The 16,858-nt window shown below is 70.7% G+C and carries 16 protein-coding genes; 4 read left to right on the plus strand and 12 right to left on the minus strand.

Translation table 11 applies throughout. The features are described 5' to 3' along the window. Positions 1-2: 2 nt before the first annotated feature. From ABT369_RS10595 to ABT369_RS10650, 12 genes are all read right to left on the minus strand, one after another. Complete coding sequence (locus ABT369_RS10595) at positions 3-884, minus strand: FadR/GntR family transcriptional regulator (RefSeq protein WP_350611482.1); 882 nt, start codon at positions 882-884, stop codon at positions 3-5. Between the two features lie 66 nt (positions 885-950). Beyond that, entirely contained in the window at positions 951-1,439 is a 489-nt protein-coding gene (locus tag ABT369_RS10600) for a MaoC/PaaZ C-terminal domain-containing protein (RefSeq protein WP_350611483.1), read from the minus strand. Positions 1,440-1,444: 5 nt separating this feature from the next. Further along, entirely contained in the window at positions 1,445-2,626 is a 1,182-nt protein-coding gene (locus ABT369_RS10605) for an acyl-CoA dehydrogenase family protein (RefSeq protein WP_350611484.1), read from the minus strand. Further along, positions 2,610-3,002: a DUF7508 domain-containing protein gene (locus tag ABT369_RS10610; protein WP_350611485.1), complete on the minus strand. Its 393-nt coding sequence runs from the start codon at positions 3,000-3,002 to the stop codon at positions 2,610-2,612. Before ABT369_RS10610 ends, ABT369_RS10605 begins: the two co-directional genes overlap by 17 nt. Beyond that, complete coding sequence (locus tag ABT369_RS10615) at positions 2,999-4,801, minus strand: acyclic terpene utilization AtuA family protein (protein WP_350611486.1); 1,803 nt, start codon at positions 4,799-4,801, stop codon at positions 2,999-3,001. The genes ABT369_RS10610 and ABT369_RS10615 overlap by 4 nt, the downstream gene beginning before the upstream one ends. Before the next feature lie 11 nt (positions 4,802-4,812). Beyond that, the gene (locus ABT369_RS10620; protein WP_350611487.1) at positions 4,813-5,271 is read right to left on the minus strand and encodes a hotdog family protein; all 459 of its coding nucleotides are present in this window, start codon (positions 5,269-5,271) and stop codon (positions 4,813-4,815) included. Continuing rightward, positions 5,268-5,768 carry an FAS1-like dehydratase domain-containing protein gene (locus ABT369_RS10625; protein WP_350611488.1) on the minus strand — a complete coding sequence of 167 codons (501 nt, stop codon included), beginning with the start codon at positions 5,766-5,768 and terminating at the stop codon, positions 5,268-5,270. The genes ABT369_RS10620 and ABT369_RS10625 overlap by 4 nt, the downstream gene beginning before the upstream one ends. Positions 5,769-5,830: 62 nt before the next feature. Continuing rightward, positions 5,831-7,018 carry a CaiB/BaiF CoA transferase family protein gene (locus ABT369_RS10630; RefSeq protein ID WP_350611489.1) on the minus strand — a complete coding sequence of 396 codons (1,188 nt, stop codon included), beginning with the start codon at positions 7,016-7,018 and terminating at the stop codon, positions 5,831-5,833. Positions 7,019-7,050: 32 nt separating this feature from the next. Further along, the gene (locus ABT369_RS10635; protein ID WP_350611490.1) at positions 7,051-8,166 is read right to left on the minus strand and encodes an ABC transporter substrate-binding protein; all 1,116 of its coding nucleotides are present in this window, start codon (positions 8,164-8,166) and stop codon (positions 7,051-7,053) included. Positions 8,167-8,201: 35 nt separating this feature from the next. Beyond that, a complete protein-coding gene (locus tag ABT369_RS10640; protein WP_350611491.1) occupies positions 8,202-9,911 on the minus strand; it encodes an ABC transporter permease in 1,710 nt (569 codons plus the stop codon). Positions 9,912-9,926: 15 nt separating this feature from the next. Continuing rightward, entirely contained in the window at positions 9,927-11,003 is a 1,077-nt protein-coding gene (locus ABT369_RS10645) for an ABC transporter ATP-binding protein (protein ID WP_350611492.1), read from the minus strand. A 527-nt stretch (positions 11,004-11,530) separates the two neighbouring features. Then, positions 11,531-12,763 (minus strand): ROK family transcriptional regulator, encoded by a 1,233-nt coding sequence (locus tag ABT369_RS10650; protein ID WP_350611493.1) that lies wholly within the window; start codon positions 12,761-12,763, stop codon positions 11,531-11,533. A 270-nt stretch (positions 12,764-13,033) separates the two neighbouring features. Between ABT369_RS10650 and ABT369_RS10655 the strand changes: the two genes are divergently transcribed. From ABT369_RS10655 to ABT369_RS10670, 4 genes are all read left to right on the plus strand, one after another. Next, the gene (locus ABT369_RS10655; protein ID WP_350611494.1) at positions 13,034-14,062 is read left to right on the plus strand and encodes a sugar phosphate isomerase/epimerase family protein; all 1,029 of its coding nucleotides are present in this window, start codon (positions 13,034-13,036) and stop codon (positions 14,060-14,062) included. An 80-nt stretch (positions 14,063-14,142) separates the two neighbouring features. Continuing rightward, the gene (gene tatA / locus ABT369_RS10660; protein WP_502891723.1) at positions 14,143-14,415 is read left to right on the plus strand and encodes a Sec-independent protein translocase subunit TatA; all 273 of its coding nucleotides are present in this window, start codon (positions 14,143-14,145) and stop codon (positions 14,413-14,415) included. Between the two features lie 62 nt (positions 14,416-14,477). Next, entirely contained in the window at positions 14,478-15,851 is a 1,374-nt protein-coding gene (locus ABT369_RS10665; protein WP_350611495.1) for a cytochrome ubiquinol oxidase subunit I, read from the plus strand. Next, a complete protein-coding gene (locus ABT369_RS10670; RefSeq protein ID WP_350611496.1) occupies positions 15,848-16,843 on the plus strand; it encodes a cytochrome d ubiquinol oxidase subunit II in 996 nt (331 codons plus the stop codon). The genes ABT369_RS10665 and ABT369_RS10670 overlap by 4 nt, the downstream gene beginning before the upstream one ends. Positions 16,844-16,858 lie beyond the last annotated feature (15 nt).

Below are 16,858 nucleotides of genomic sequence, written 5' to 3' on the forward strand. Positions count from 1 at the left end.
GATCAACCTTCCATCGGCGTGCCCCGGGCCGGGACCGAGAAGCGGTAGCCACCGCTGCCGGTCCACGTCCACGGCACGCTCTGCTCGAGCGCGTCGGGGAACCGCCGGCGGGCGTAGGTCTCCCACTCGGCGAGGTGCTTGGTCATGGTCTCGAACGCGGCGTCGCCGTCGTGCTCGTTGAGCGCCGCCAGGATGGCTTCGTGCGCGCTGATCACGCCGCGCTGGTTGCGTTCGGAGTAGCTGAGGCCCACGATCGCGCCGTCCATGATGTCCAGCAGCGAGTCGGCCAGGTAGCGGAACAGCGCGTTGTCGGAGGACCACGCGATCACGTTGTGGAACCGGGTGTTGAGGTCGCTGAACTGCATGCTCTGCTCGCGGTCGTCCACGATGCGGTGCATTTCCGTGACGGTACGGGTCAGCTCCGCCAACGCCTCGTCGGAGATGCGCTCGGCCGCCAACCGGCAGATCATCGGCTCGAGCGCGGTGCGCACCTCGACGATCGACTTGAACGGCGTGCGCTGCATCTGCATCAGGAAGATGATCGTGCTGGCGAAGTGCGACGAGTTCGGGGTCTGCACATAGGGTCCGCCACCGAGACCCTGGCGGATCTGGATCGCACCCTGGTATTCGAGCAGCCGCAGCGCCTCGCGCACCGTGGTGCGGCCCATGCCGTAACGGTCGACCATCTCCTTTTCGGCGGGCAGCGCGTCACCAGGCTTGAGCCGCTCGCGCACGATGTCCTGCATGATGGTCTCGGCCAGGATGAACGAGGACTTCTGCGGCAGCCGCCGGGTCCGTTCGATCGGCGGCAACTCGGCCCGGGCGTCGGAGCCGGTGCGCCGCCGGCGCGGGGATGAGCCTTCGGATCGTGCTGACGCGGCCACGATGGCCTCCCGTCGACTGTGCCGGTCGGCCTCACGCCGGGGCACCATGAAAGATGCAAACAGTGGTCATAGTTCAGGTCCACTGTAGAGCGCGGTACCGGCGATGTCACACAGCGCACTCCTCGTGTAGGTGCACAGCACCCGGCCCTCGCTGTCGAGCAGGGTGTCGGCGCAGTTGACGACGGCCCGCGGCGGTTTGCTGGTGCGCAGCAGGCTCTCCAGCCGCGACTCGATGTACACCGTGTCGCCTGGGCGCAGTGGGGCCCGGAACCGCACGTTGTCGTATCCGACCAGCGCGATCAGCCGCACGCCGAGCGCCTCGAGCTCGGGCTTGATCGCCGGTGTCGACAGGCCGAGCGCGAACGCGAGCACGCACGCACCGGCCAGCAGCCGTTCACCGCCGGGCGAGTCGGCCATGAGCACCTTGTTGGTGTGGATCTCCGAAGTCGTCCAGGTCAGGTTGGTCATCAGGCTGAAGTCGCCCTCGGTGATCGTGCGGCCGCGGCTGCGCACGGTGAACCCGAACGACTCGGGCAGTTCGATCGCCTCGCCCACGCTGCTCACCTCGTCAGGAAGAACCGGTAGGGCGCGCCCAGCAGGTCGCGGCTGATGATCACCTTCTGCACCTCGGTCGCGCCCTCACCGATGCGGCGGATGCGCAGCTCCCGGTACCAGCGTTCGAGCGGCATCTCGCGCGAGACGCCCATGCCGCCGTGGATCTGGATGCTGCGGTCGACCACCCGGGCGGCGGCCTCGGTCGCCGCGATCTTGGCCAGCGCGGCCTCGCTGCGGAACGGCCGCCCGGCGTCGGCGGCACTCGCCGCGGCGAGCACCAGCAGGGTGGCGGAGCGAATGTCGTGCTCGTTCTCGACCAGCATCCAGGCGATGCCCTGGTGCTCGGCGAGGGTCTTGCCGAACGCCGTGCGCATCTTCGCCCACTCGATGGCGAGCTGCTGGGCCCGCACCGCGACGCCGATGCACCCGGCGCTGTAAGGGATGCGGTTGCGGCTGAGCCGCTCGTTGGCCAGCGCGAAGCCCTGGCCGAGGCCGCCGAGCATGTTGCCGGCCGGCACCCGCACGTTCTCCAGCTGCAGCTCGGTCGCCGGATGGGTCGCCCGCAGCGTGTGCACGATGCGCCGCACGTGAAAGCCCGGCGTGTCGGTGTCGACGATGAAGCAGGTGATGCCGTCGCGGCCGGGTCCTCCGGTGCGGGCGAACACCAGCGCGAACTGCGCCTCGTGGGCCATGCTGATCCACAGTTTGTCGCCGTTGATCACCCAGTCGTCGCCGTCCTGAACCGCCCGGGTCGTGATCGAGCGGCCGGGGTCGCTGCCGCCGGACGGCTCGGACAGCGCGAACGCGGCCAGCTTCTCGCCCCGGATCGACGGCTCCAGATAGCGCGTGCGCTGCTCGGGTGTCGCCCAGGCCGACAGCAGCGGGATCTGCCCGGTGCGCCCGAACACGTCATAACAGGGGGCGTACAGCCCGGCCCGGTGCTGCGACATCTCGATCGCCAGCAGGCAACGGGTGACCAGGTCGATCTCCGGCCCGCCCTCGCGCACCGGCAGGTCGAGGTTGTACAGCCCCATCGCCTTGGTCATCGCGGTCAGGCGGTCGAAGTCGGCCTTGGGCAGCACACTCTCGTCGGGGTCGAGGCCGTCCTCCAGCGGCCGGATCTCGTCGCATACGAAGCGGCGCACGGTCTCCAGCAAGGCCTGCTGCTCGTCACTCAGCTGCAACACGAAGCTGTCCTCCTGTTCTCGATTGGCTGCCGACGGCCAGGCGACCGTGCACGGCCGGTTCGCGGGCGGCGACCCGGTCCGGCACCCGGCCGTCCTGGTGGGCCCGATGGCTGAGCACCAGCTCGATGTGCCGGCTGCGGTACTGCACGTGCTGCTCGTACCGGATCTGCAGGCCGACACCGGACTGGCCGGCGAGTTCGGCCGAGACCCGCTGGATCGCCGAGCGCAGCCCGAACGGCTCGCGGGCGCCCGCGTAGCCGATGTCGAGCACTTCGCCCCCGGCATCGCGAATCTCGTAGACCCCGGTGCCGACCGGGATCTCCGCCAGCGCGGCCGGTGTGAGGTCGATCCACGGCTTCGTCATGCTCGCGCTCATCGCGCCTCCTCCAGCAGGGACGCCGGCACCCGCACCGTCCGGCTGCGGATGAACTCGGCCAGCCCCTTGGCCTGCGGGTCGAAGCGGGAACCGGCGGCCGCGCCTTGGCCGAGCAGACCGTGCACGACGAAGTTCACCGCCTTCAGGTTGGGCAGCACCGTGCGTGTGATCGGCAGACCGTCGGCCTCGGGGAACACCGCCCGCAGCGCCTCGACGGTGAACGAGGTGCTGAGCCAGGCGAACTCGGCGTCGGTGCGGCCCCAGATGCCGACGTTGGCGTTGGCCCCCTTGTCGCCGGAGCGGGCGCCGAACAGCCGGCCGAGGGACACCGCCGCGGTTGGCCCGCCCGGCCCCGGCCCCGGCCCCGGCTCGGGCTCCGGCTCCGGCTCGGCAAGCGAGGCGGGCGAGGCAAGCGAGGCGGGCGAGGCAAGCGAGGCGGTCGCGAGTGGCGGCAGCTCGGTCACCGTGCCGTCGGGCCGCACGACCAGCTCGCTGACCAGCTGCTGCGGTACCAGACAGGGCCAATTGACGCCGGTCTGCGAGGCCTTCTGCTCGCGGCCGTCGGGGAAGTAGATGCCGGGGAAGGTCGACAGCGCGATGCCCGTGGCGGCGTCGGAGATCTGCCGGCCGAGCCGCTTCGGGTCGCGGGCCGAGAACGTGGCCGTGAGCCGGGCGACCGCGAGTTCGTTGTGCGTCGCGCCGGGCTGGTCCAGGCGGACCGTGCGCCACGCGACGTCGTCGAACTGCGCGCCGCCGCCCAGCGCCTCGAGCAGGTCTCGCCGGACCCGTTCGACCTTCGGCTCGACGTCGCCGCCGGGAATGCCGAAGGTGACGGACTGGCGGTGCGGGCCCTCGCAGGTGATCGCCACCTTGAGCGTCGGCGGCGGCGGCAGGCCCCGCACCCCGCTGATCCGCACCCGGTCGGGCCCGTCCGGCGTGAGCTCGATCGAGGCGAGGTCGAGGGTGACATCAGGGTTGAGGTAGTACCGCTCGCCGACCTCGTACATGAGCTGCGCGGTGACGGTGCCGACCGAGACCAGGCCGCCGGTGCCGGGGTGCTTGGTGATGACGCTCGAGCCGTCGGGCGACATCTCGGCGATCGGGAACCCGGGCAGCCCGGCCGCCTTGATCTCGGTGAAGAAGGCGTAGTTGCCGCCGGTGGCCTGCGCCCCGCACTCGATGACGTGCCCGGCGGCGACCGCACCGGCCAGCTTGTCGTGCTCGTCGGTGCGCCAGCCGAAGCGCCACAGGCACGGCCCGACGACCAGCGACGCGTCGCTGACCCGCCCGCAGATCACGATGTCCGCACCCTCGCTCAGCGCGTGGGCGATCGCCCGGCCGCCGAGATAGGCGTTGGCCGTGACCGGGCGGTCGGGCGAGTCGGCCAGGCGCGCGCCGGTGTCGAGGTTGCGCAGGTCGACGCCGGCCGCCTCGAGCTCACCGAGGCGGGGCATCAGGTCGTCACCGCTCACGCAGGCGATCCGCGGGGCCAGGCCCAGGCGCTCACCGGCAGCCCGCAGCGCACCGGACAGCGCCGCCGGGTCGAGGCCACCGGCGTTGGTGACGATCCGGATTCCGCGCTCGAGACACGCGCCCAGCACCTGCTCCATCTGGCGCAGGAAGGTGACCGCGTAGCCGGGACGCCCGGCCGTGCGCGCCTTCCAGAGGAGGAACATGGTCAGCTCGGCCAGGTAGTCCCCGGTGAGCACGTCGATCTCGCCGCCCTCGACCATCTCGCGGGCGGCCGAAAGACGGTCGCCGTAGAAGCCGGAGCAGTTCGCGATCCGCAGCGGTTGCATCGTGGCGCCTCTCAGGACCCGCCGGTACCGACGGGAAGGAAGACCTCGGCCTCGCCGCGGGCGCATTCGACGTCGTCGGACTCGCGCACCTCGCGGATGCGCAGGTGCGCCACGACACCGCCGTCGGCCGGCTCGACGCGCACGACCTCGCCCTCGCAGCGCAGCACGTCACCCGGGCAGGCGAAGCGGCGCACCGAGTACTGCACCCGGACCAGCCGGCCGTGCTCACCCATCCAGCCCGTGCACAGGCTGGTGAGGAACGCCCCGTGCAGGTGCGACTGCACGAGCACGTCGGGGTAGCCCTCGCTCGCGGCGTAGTCCTTGTCGTAATGGATCCGGTGGGCGTTCCACGTGACCGCGCAGTAGCGGAACAGCTGCACCTGCGTCGGCCGGTGCTCCACCGGCGGGATGGCGTCGCCGACCTGCACGTCGCCGGCGAACCGGGCGATCGCTGTGTCCACTGTGGTCATCGTCCGAGCACCGTCCGCATCGAGGTCATCAGGGGGGTTCCGTCCGTGCCGGTGTACTCGTTGCGCAGCCGCAGCACGAGCATCAGGCCGGACTTCGACTCCCGGGTGCTGACGTCGTGCAGGACACTGGTGAACACGACGTCGGTGCCGGCGGTGACGACGCGGTGGAACTGCATCTCCTCACCGCCGCCCATGATCCGTACCCCTTCCAAGGGGATCCAGGCGAGCTCCCGGGCCGGTGTGCCGTCCAGGCGCAGGTCCTTCTCGGGTCCGCCGTCGGTCCAGTCCAGCGCCGACGGCAGGAAGTTGGGCGGCACGACCAGGCCGTCGTAGCTCTTGGACCGCGCGTACTCCTCGTCGAGGTACAGCGGGTTGTCGTCGCCGATCGCGCGGGCGTATCGGCGCGTCGTGAGCGCGTCGATCCTCAGGTGCAGCGGCTCGCTCGATTCGCCGATGTGGGTCCGGATCCTCTCCACGAGCTCTGGGCTCACGGGCATTGCTACTCCTCGTTCATGAGATGGCGCCGTTGAGTGCCGTTCGTCGCATGGCGCTGGTGAGATCAGATGGCGCCGGTGCTGCGCAGCGCCGCGATCTCGCCGGCCGGCAGCCCCAGCCGGTCGGACAGGACCGCGTCCGTGTCGGCACCCAGCCGACCGGCCCGCACGGGCTCGACCATGGGCGATTCGGACAGCAGCAGTGGGCTGCCGAAGGCCAGCCAGTCCCCCTGCCGGTCGTGCATCTTGCGCAGGACGCCGCGGGCCTCCACGTGCGGGTCGTCCATCAGCTCGGCCAGCGTGACCACCTCCGCGGCCGGGATGTTCGCCGCCCGCAGCGCCTCGCGCAGCTCGGCCTTGGACCGGGTGCGGGTCCAGCGGCCGACGATCGCGTCGACCTCGTCCATCCCGGCGTTGCGGTCGGGCAGTCGCGCGAAGCGCTCGGCGTCGGCCTCCGGGTCGTTCATGAGCCCGCACAGCCGCCGCCAGTGCGCGTCGGTCGGGCACAGGATCGCGATCCAGCCGTCGTCGGTCTCGTAGGCGTTGTAGGGCGTCACGGCGAGCCCGCCGTTGCGGTTGCCGGTGCGTTCGGGCATGGTGCCCCGGCTGTTGACGAAGCCGGCGATGTTCGACGACAGCGACGGGATCACCGCGTCCTGCAGCGCCACCTCGACGTGCTGCCCGTCGCCGGTGCGTTCCCGGTGGTACAGCGCGGCGAGGATCCCGGCGACGAGGTGCGAGGCGGCCAGGAAGTCCACGACGGACGGCCCGGTGCGCACGGGCGGGCCGTCGTCGAACCCGGTCGTGCTCATGATCGCCGTGCGGGCCTGGATGGTCAGGTCCATCGCCGGTTCGCCGCTGTACGGGCCGAATGAGCCGAACCCGGTGCCCGACGCCATGATCAGTCGCGGGTCGGCCGCGTGGAGGGTCTCCCAGCCGAGCCCGAACCGGTCCATCGCACCGGGCGCGAGGTTCTGCACCAGCACGTCGCTGTCGCGGACCAGGCGCATGAGCACGTCGCGCCCGGCGGGCTGCTTCAGGTCGAGCCGGATCACCTTCTTGCCCGCGTTGACGAGCTGGAACTGCACCGAGCTGCCGTCGCCGTAGGCGTCAACGAGCCGCCGGTACGGATCGCCCTCGGGGGCCTCGACCTTGATGACCTCGGCGCCGAGGCGGGCCAGCAGCATCGTGCAGTACGGGCCGAAGTAGAACTGGCCCACCTCGACGACCCGGACACCTTGCAGGGATGACATCTGAACCTGACCTCCGTTGTGCGGGCCGGGACCTAGCCGGCGATGCCGAAGACGGTGCCCCACTCCTTGAGCCACCCGTCGCGCTTGGCGATCTGGTCGGCGTCGGGTGCGAACTTCGCCTTGATGTCCGCCAGCGGCGGGGCGGCCTGGCCGTTGAGCTGCGGTGGTGCGGCGTCGGTGCGGATGGCGTAGTCGCCGCCCTCGGCCGCGAGCTTCGACTGCCCGCGCTTGGACAGCAGCCAGCTCAGGTACAGCTTGGCCGCGTTCGGGTGCGGCGCCTTCGCGGTGACACCGGCGTAGGCGGAGATGATCGGCGACCCGTCGGACGGCCAGACGATCTTCAGCGGTGCGCCGTCCTTCTGCGCGCCGGCGACTTCCGGCGGCCGGGCCAGCGCGATCGCGATCTCACCCCGCGACAGCTTCTCGGTCAGCGAGCCGGTGGACGTGTCGATGAGCGGCTTCGTCGCGGCGATCTTGCGCCAGTAGCTGTCGCTGCCGTTGCTGAGCTCCTGCCGCATGAAGTAGGCCAGGCGCCAGCCACCGGCGCTCGCCCCGGCCTGCACCATGCCCAGCCGGTTGGCGGTGCCGTCGAGGTTGGCCAGGTCGGCCCACGACTGCGGTGGCGTGCCCTTGAACACCTCGGTGTTGTAGGCGAACACGTTGGCCAGGTTGCTGAAGCTGTAGTAGGTGCCGTTCTTCGACTTGTACTGCGCCTCGAGGTCACCGTCCATCGGGACCTTGTACTGCGCGTACAGGCCGCTGTTGTCCAGGTCGGTCACCAGCGACGGGTCGCCGATCGCGACGATGTCGGCCGGCAGGTTGCCGGCGCCCAGTTCGCTCTTGACGCGCTCGAACAGGCGGCTCGACGGCGAGCGCACGAACTCGACCTTGATGCCGGTGTCGGCGGTGAAGGCCTCGTTGACCGCTCTCGTCGTGACTTCGTTGAGTCCGGTGTACAGGGTGAGCGTGCCCTCCTTGACCGCGGCGTCGACGAGTTCCTGGGTGGCGATCGTCTCGCCCTCGACCACGAACGGCTTGCCGGACTCGAGGATGGCGGGTGCGGGATCGTCGCCACATGCGGCGGCGGCCGGTAGCAGGACCGCCAGGCCGATCAGGCCGGTCGCAAAGCGACGTCTGGTTGTCTTCATCTGACCCGTACCTCTCACATCTGGGGGTGGGGGTGTCAGGTGCTGCGCTCGGTCTTCATGCCGAACCAGCGGCGGGAGATCAGGGTGAGCACCACGAGAACGGCTACGTAGATGAGGCTCATCGCCGCGACCGGAGCGATCCGCCCGGTCTCCCACGTGTTGTAGGTGGCGATGGACAGTGGCTCGGTCTTCGACGTGAACAGGAAGATGGCGACGCTGATCTCGCGCATCGACAGGATGAACAGCAGCAGCATCGTGCTCACCACGCCGGTGCGGATGAGCGGGACGAGGATCTCCCAGGCGGCGCGCAGCCGGCTCGCCCCGGACACCTGGGCGCTTTCCTCGAGCTCGCTGTGGACCTGGGTGAGCGACGAGGAGACCGACTGGAAGCCCTGCGGGAGCAGGTGGCCGATGAAGCCGATGATGAGGATGGCCAGGGTGCCGTAGATGGCGGTCACCCGCGACCAGGTCCACAGGTAGCCCAGGCCGATGACGAGCGCGGGCACGGCCGCGGGCCACATCGCGATATAGGGGAAAACCTTGTGGCCGGGGCCCTTGATCCGGTGCACGTAGTAGGCGATGAGCAGATAGACGCCACCGCCGATGATCGCGGTGCCGGCGCCGATCATGAGGCTGTTGAGCAGCACGTCGCGCAGGTGGGCCGACCGCAGCACCTCGTTGAACGTGCGGGTGGTGAACGAGGCGGGGTCGAAGAGCACCTTGGCGTCGCGGGTGAACGAGCTGCGCCGGAACGCGCCCTGCAGCAGCGCCCAGGTCGGTAGGCCCACGGCGAGAACGGCGTACACCGCGGCGAGCAGGAACGCGGGCCAGCGCCACGCCCCGAGCTTCTGCCGGCGGGGCGTGAACCCCTTGCCGGAGACGGTCGTGAACTCCCGCCCGGCCAGTAGCCGCCGTTGCAGGTACACCATGACACCGGTCAGCACGAGCAGCCCGGCGCCGGCGGCGCTGGCCTCGTTCGGCCGCGACGGTGCGTTGGCCATCAGCCGGTAGATCTGGGTCGGCATGGTCTGGATGCCGTAGGGCGAGCCCAGGATCTGCGGGATCGGGAAGTTCTCGGTGATCATGACGGCGATCAGCGTGCCGGCGCCCAGCAGCGCCGGCATGACCAGCCGCAGCGTCACGCTGCCGATGACGTTGCGGAACCGGGCGCCGTGCACGTACGCGGCTTCCTCGAGCTCGGGGTTCATGAGGGTCAGCGCCGCGTTGACGAGCAGGAATGCGTAGGGAGAGTAGTAGATGCCGGCCACGAAGATGATGCCCGGCAGCGAGTAGACGTTGATGAAGTCGGGCAGGCCGATCGAGCGCAGGATGACGTTGAGGTAACCCTGCCGGGGTGAGCCCAGCATCGACCAGGCCAGCGCGCCGACCAGCGACGAGGTGAACATCGGCATGATGGCCGCCACCTGCACCACACCGCGCAGCGGCACGTCGGTGCGGGCGGCGATCCAGGCCAGGGACGAGCCGATCGCCAGCGCCAGCAGGCTGGCACAGACGCCGATGATGAGCGTGTTGATGAACGCCGAGCGGCTGGCCCCGGTGAAGATGGCGGTGAGGTTGTCGAGGGTGAGGTTGCCCAGCGGTGCGCCGGGCCGGGGCGGGGTGTCCGTGAACGCTGCCACGAGCAGCGTTCCCATCGGGACGACCACGAGCAGCAGCAGGATGATGCCGATGAGGGATGCGACGGGCGCCGTGGACCACGACCGCCGCCGTTGGAGAATGTTCACCGCGCCCCTTCGGGGTCAGGACTGCAGGAGCTGGACCTTGTCCGCGGGCAGCACGGCCGTGGCGGCCTGCCCCGGCGCCGGCACCGGCGCGCCGACCGACTTGACGATGGTCAGGCGCAGGCCCGGTCCGGCCTCGGCGTGGTATCGCACCCGGTCGCCCAGATAGCTCGTCGACAGGATCGTGACGGCGACCGCGTTGGCCCGGTCGGTCTGACCGTCCGGCAGCAGGTCGATCTCTTCGGGGCGGATGCAGACATTTGTCGCGCCGTTGCTCGCATCGCGCTCCACGCGCAGCCGGATGTCGGTGCCGTCGAGGCGCACCTGACAGCCGCCAGGGCCGGCCGGGCCCAGCACCTCGGAGGGGAAGATGTTGTCGACGCCGAGGAAGTCGGCGACGAACGTCGTTCTCGGTCTGGTGTACAGCTCGGCGGGGCTGCCGAGCTGCTCGATGACGCCGTCCTTCATGATGGCGATGCGGTCGGCCAGTGCGAGGGCCTCACTCTGGTCGTGCGTCACGTACACCGACGTCATGTGCAGGCGCTGCTGCAGCTCGCGCAGCTCGAACCGCAGCTTCTCACGCAGTTTGGCGTCGAGGTTGCTCAACGGCTCGTCGAGCAGCAGCATTGCCGGTTCCATGACGAAGCTGCGGGCCACGGCGACGCGCTGCATCTGCCCGCCGCTGAGCAGGCTTGCGCCCCGCCCCCCGAGCCCGGACAGCCCGACGGTCTCGAGCGCCGCGTCGACCCGCCGGGCGATCTCCGCCTTGGGCCGGCGCTGCATACGCAGCGGGAACGCGATGTTCTGGGCGACGGTCATGTGCGGCCAGATGGCGTAGGACTGGAACACCATGCCGACCTTGCGGGCGTTGACCGGCACGTCGACCCGCGAGGCGGCGTCGAACACGACCCGGTCGCCGATGGTGATGGTGCCGGCGTCGGGCCGTTGCAGCCCGACGATGGAGCGCATGGTGGTCGTCTTGCCGCAGCCCGAGGGCCCCAGCAACACGAGCATCTCACCGGGATTGATCGACAGGCTGAGCTTGTCGACAGCGGTCTTGCCCTTGAACGCGACGGTCAGATCCTCGATCCGCACGCCGGCGCCACTGGTCGTCGATGATTCGCCGAGCCCCCGGTGACCCGGATCAACACCTCGGCGTCTGAGTAGTCCTGGCATGGGAACTCCCTGGTCAGACCCCCGCCGCAACGAACATCATTACTATGCACATGTTTTGATGGCTTGTAAAGGGTGTGTTACGGCAGAGTTACGCACAGCGGCGCTCCTGGTCGCGAGCTGTCAGGTGATGCCGCGGAGGAGGTGATGGTCCACTGTGGACCGATAGAACCGTCGGCCGGCGACCTCACGGATCGGGGGTCGCGCCTGAGGGCCGTCATAGCGAGGCCCTGCCCCGGCGGCGTCGTCAGCCATCCCGCCCCGGCACGGCCGGCGCGGGCCATACCGTTGCCCGTGCTGGACCAGCCCTCGGCGCCGAGCGCGGTGCGGGAGCCGGTCGATCGCGGCCGGAACGCGGCCGACGTCGTAGGCGAGACACGCCAGGGGCACGGTCGTGGACCGCAGGCCCGACCCCGACGTGTGCGTCGGACCGCCGGCCGCGCCCGGGTTCACGCGCCGGCGAGCGCCTCGTCGATGCGATTGGCGGCGAGGGCGTGCTGGATGGCCATCGTCGCCGCGCCGATGACGCCGCCCTGGGTTCCGGTCGTCGCCGGCACGATCTGCAGCCGGACCGTGGCGAGCGGGAGCGAGCGGCCGTACACGACCTCCCGCACCCCGGCGATGAGACTCTCGCCGGCCTGGGCGAGCGAACCGCCGATGACGACGAGCTCGGGGTTGAGCAGGCTCACGCATGTCGCGAGGACCTCGCCGATCGTGCGTCCCGCCTGACGTACCGCCTGGGCGGCAGCGATGTTGCCGCCGGAGACGAGCGCGACGACATCGCTGTTCGTCGCCGCGGGCACTCCGGCCGCGGTGAGGTGCTTGACGATCGCGCGGCCGCTCGCGACGGCCTCGAGGCATCCGGTGTTGCCGCAGGTGCACAGGACGTCGGGGGCGTGGGGGGCCGCCACGTGGCCGAGGTCGCCGGCGGCGCCGACCGCGCCCCGCAGCAGGCGGCGGCCGCTGATGATCCCGGCGCCGATGCCGGTGGCGACCTTGACGTACAGGAGGTGGTCGAGATTGGGGTGGGCCATCACGTGCTCGCCGAGGGCCATGATGTTGACGTCGTTGTCGACGAGGACCGGCACGTCCCAGTGGCGCCGCAGGTGTCCGGGCACGTCGAAGCCGTCCCACCCCGGCATGATGGGTGGGCGCATCGGCCTGCCGCTGGAGTGCTCGACGGGGCCGGGCAGGCCGATCCCGATGCCGACGAGGTCCCCGGAGTCCCGGGCCGCCTCGTCGAGCAGCCGTTGCGTCGTCGCGACGACCCAGTCGAGGACCGTGATCGGCCCGGCCGAGATGTCGACGTGCTCGGCGACCTCGGACAGGGGGCGGCCGGTGAGATCGGTGAGCGCGACACGACCGTGGGTCGCCCCGAGGTCGACGCCGGCGACGACCCGGGCCTTCGGGTTGAACGCGAACCTGGCCGGGGGGCGCCCGCCGGTCGAGGCCGCCTCGCCCGAGGGCGCGAGCAGGCCGCTGGCGAGCAGGGCGTCGACGCGGAGGCTGACGGTGGACCGGGCCAGCCCGGTGAGTCTGGACAGCTCGGCGCGCGTGCGGGGCTGCCCGTCGCGAAGGAGTTGGAGGAGTTCCCCGGCACCGGGAGCCCCTGAGCTGGGTCCGGTGAACTCGCCGATGGCCGCCGCGCCGCGATGGGCCGGCGCACGTGGGGGCTGGGGCATGGTCGAAGTGAACCATATGACGGCACACGTGGTGATCCCGCCGTCGTATCAGCAACTTCTGCCTGGTGGCCGAACAAATATGGCGACTTTAGCGGCGAATCAAACAACTTCCGTTCCGCTCGGCGGTACTTCTGTCTGACTCTTGTCAAATGTTCGGCCGTCGCCATAGGGTCGTCAATGCGTGGCCATCGAGGAGCCCCCGCCCTTCACCCCCCTCCGTCCGCTACCGCGGCGGACGTTTGGGCTGCGCGAACACCCGAAGGAGGACCCATGGAAAATAAGCTGAGTCGTCGCGCCGTCTTCGGCGTCGGCGCCGGTGTGCTGGCCGCCGGAGCGGTCGCCGCCGCTGCGGGCCCAGCCTCCGCGCTCGCGCCTTCGGCGGCGGGCCAGCCCGCGGGTGGCCCGAACGTGATCCCGGCCGACCGTGTCGGCCTGCAGATCTTCACCGTCCGCTCGCTGATCGGCAGCGACTACAAGAACCTCGAGCTCTCCCTGGAGGCGGTCCACGACGCCGGCGTCCGGGAGCTCGAGCTCGCCGGCGACTACTACGCCAAGACGACGGCCCAGCTCAAGTCCATCGTCGAGTCGTACGGGCTCCGCATCGTCAGCAACCACTTCGGCCCGCGCGGGCTCAACCTCCCGAACCCGTGGATGTCCTACGAAGGCCGGATGCAGATCTTCGAGGACGCCCGGACGCTGGGCCGGTTCCCGTACGTCGGGACCGGTAGCCAGATCGGCTTCCCCGGCCCCGGGGCCGGCGACTACACCAAGGACGGCTTCAAGGCCATGGCCGAGGTGTTCAACCAGTGCGGCGAGCACGCCGTCTCGCAGGGCTTCGGCGGCTTCTTCTACCACAACCACGACCGCGAGTTCATGCTCGACAACGGCGTCCCGCTGTACAACGTCCTGCTCGAGAACACCGACCCCCGGTACGTGAAGTTCGAGGTCGACCTGGGCTGGGTCTCGGTCGCCGGCGAGGACCCGTACTGGTGGATCAAGAACCACGGGGACCGCTTCATCGCGTTCCACATCAAGGACATCAAGTGGGACCCGAACGGCAACCGCACCGCGGCCGCCGGCACCCGGGCGGGCGGCAAGAAGTTCCGGTTCGCCGACGCCGGCAAGGGTGACGTCGACTGGACCCGCGCGCTGTCCGCGATCAAGGACCTGCGGGACTACCGGTTCTTCCTGGAGCACGACGACGCCGGCGACCTGACGCTCAACCCGCCCGGGTCCGCGAACACGGTCTGGCGGGGTTGCAGCACCCTGGAGCACATCAACACTTCCGGCCGCAAGTAACGCATCAGTCGTACCGATCCCGGGGTCCCACTTCGGCATGGGGGTGGGACCCCGGGCGACCTTGAGTGAGGTGGCTTCACATGGGTGCAGTCAGGCCGTGGCACATCATCGTGCTGGCGGTGGTACTGATCCTGCTCTTCGGCGCCAAGCGCCTGCCGGACGCGGCCCGGTCGCTGGGCCGCTCGATGCGGATCATCAAGGCCGAGACGAAGGGCCTCGCGGACGAGGACGTCGACGTCGACGCCAAGGCCGAGGCGCAGTCGGGCCGGCCGCCGCTCAGCGGCCAGATCTCCGACGACCAGCCGTCGCCGCTGGTCGACCACGATCGGGAGCGTCCCCGCTCAGCGGCGTGACGAACCGCGCACGAGTCTCGGCCGGCGTTTAGCCCGCCCGCGCGGCGGTAGAGGCAACGCCGATGGAGCCGTCGCAGTTGCTGCCCGCGCGTGAGCAGATGGCGTTCACGCTCGGGTTTCACATCATCCTCGTGCCGTTCGGGCTGGCGTTCACGTTCCTGATGCTCGTGGCCGAGTGGCGGGGGCTGCGCCGCGGCGACCGGGACGCGCTGGTGCTGGCCCGGCGGTGGTCGCAGGTGGCGGCGGTACTCTTCGCGGTCGGCGCGGTCTCCGGTACCGTGCTCAGCTTCGAGCTCGGCCTGCTGTGGCCCGGGCTGATGGGGCGCTACGGTGCCGCGTTCGGCATCCCGTTCGCGGTCGAGGGGCTGTTCTTCTTCCTCGAGGCGATCTTCGTCGCGGTGTACGTCTACGGCTGGGACCGCCTCCCCGGCTGGCGCCACTTCTGGACCGGGGTGCCGGTCGTCCTCGCCGGCATCGGGGGCACCCTTTCCGTGGTCGCCGCCAACGCGTGGATGAACCAGCCCGGTGGGTTCACCCTGCGCGACGGTCGGGTCGTCGGGGTACGCCCGCTGGAGGTGTTCTTCAACGGGGCGTTCTGGTACGAGAGCGTGCACATGCTGCTGGCCGGATACATGGTCGCCGGGTTCCTCACGGCGGCCGTGTACGCGCGCGGGCTGCGCCGGGCCGGCAACGACCGCATGGTGCGGCTGGGGCTGATGATCCCGCTGACCATGGCCGCGATCGTCACCCCGGTGCAGATCTTCGTCGGGGACGTGGTGGCCCGGGAGGTGTTCCACCGGGAGCCGGCGAAGTTCGCCACGATCGAGGCGGTGCCGACCACCGGCACCCACGTGCCCGAGGTCCTCGGCGGCGTCTACAGCCGCGGGCGGGTCCTCGGCGGCATCCCCGTCCCGAACGGGGCGTCGCTGCTGTCCGGGTTCCGCGCCGACACCCGCATCCAAGGCATCGACGCGATCCCCGAGGAGGTGCGGCCCACCGACCGGGAGGTGACGATCGTGCACCTCGCCTTCGACGTGATGGTCGGCGCCGGGATGTACCTGCTGGCCCTGTCGGCGTGGTTCGGCCTGGCCTGGTGGCGCGACCGCGGCCCGCCCGGCAGCCGCTGGTTCCCGCTCGCCGCGATCGTCGGCGGCGTCCTCGCGGTCGTCGCGCTGGAGGCCGGGTGGGTGGTCACCGAGGTCGGCCGCCAGCCATGGACCGTCGTCGGGCACCTGCTGACCCGGGATGCGGTCACGCGCTCCGGCAACGTGTGGTTCTTCTTCGCCGCCACGCTGGTGTTGTACGCCGCCGTCGCCTTCGCGACCGTGCACGTCCTCCGGGTGCTGCGTCGCCGCTGGCGCGACAGCGGCGTCGACCCGTCGGACGTCCCGTACGGCCCGGCCCGCGCCGACGAGTCCGCGGTGGGCGAGGGATGAGCACGTTCGCCGCGGTGGTGCTGTTCGCCGGCGTGCTCGCTTACGCCGTCCTGGGCGGCGCCGACTACGGCGCCGGGTTCTGGGACCTCACCGCCGGCGGTGCGGAGCGCGGGCGCCGGCCGCGGCATCTCATCGACGCCGTCCTGGCCCCGGTCTGGGAGGCCAACCACGTCTGGCTGATCTTCTGCCTGGTGATGCTGTGGTCCGCCTTCCCACCCGCGTTCGCCGCCATCATGACCACGCTGTACATCCCGCTGGGCGTGGCCGGCCTCGGTGTCGTGCTGCGCGGCTCCGGTTTCGCCTTCCGCAAGGTCCTCGTCGTCACCGATCACCAGCGCGCCGCCGGCGCCGCGTTCGCCGCCTCCTCGGTCATCACCCCGTTCTGCTTCGGTACCGTCGCCGGCGGCATCGCCTCCGGCCGCGTCCCGTCCACCGGCGGTGGCGACCCGGTCGGCTCCTGGCTCAACCCGACGAGCGTGCTCGGCGGCGTCCTCGCGGTGCTGGTCTGCGCGTTTCTCGCCGCCGTGTTCCTCACCGCCGAGGCCCGGCGCCGTCACGACGAGTCGCTGCGCCGCTGGTACGCCCGCCGCTCCCGCCTCGCCGCCCTGGTGACCGGGGCCGTCGCCCTGGCCGGCATCGCCGTGCTGCACGCCGACGCGCCGCGGCTGTTGCACGGACTGCTCACCCGCGGCCTGCCCCTCCTGATCGTCTCCGCGCTGTGCGGCCTGGGCTCGCTGACCCTGCTGCGCCACGCCTCGCCGCGCGCCGCCCAGGCCGCCGCGATCGGCGCCGCCGGCGCGGTGGTCGCCGGCTGGGGCGTGGCCCAGTACCCGTACCTGCTCGGCGATCACCTGCGCATCGCCGAGGCCGCGGCGCCGACGCCGACGCTGGGGGCGTTGACGGTCGTGGCCGCGGCCGCCCTGCTGCTCGTGGTGCCGTCGATCGCCCTGCTGTTCGTCCTGCACCAGTCCGGCCGCCTCGACAGCCACTGACGCGGTGCTCCAGGG

The organism is Dactylosporangium sp. NPDC000244, assembly GCF_040300725.1.
Lineage (GTDB): Bacteria > Actinomycetota > Actinomycetes > Mycobacteriales > Micromonosporaceae > Dactylosporangium.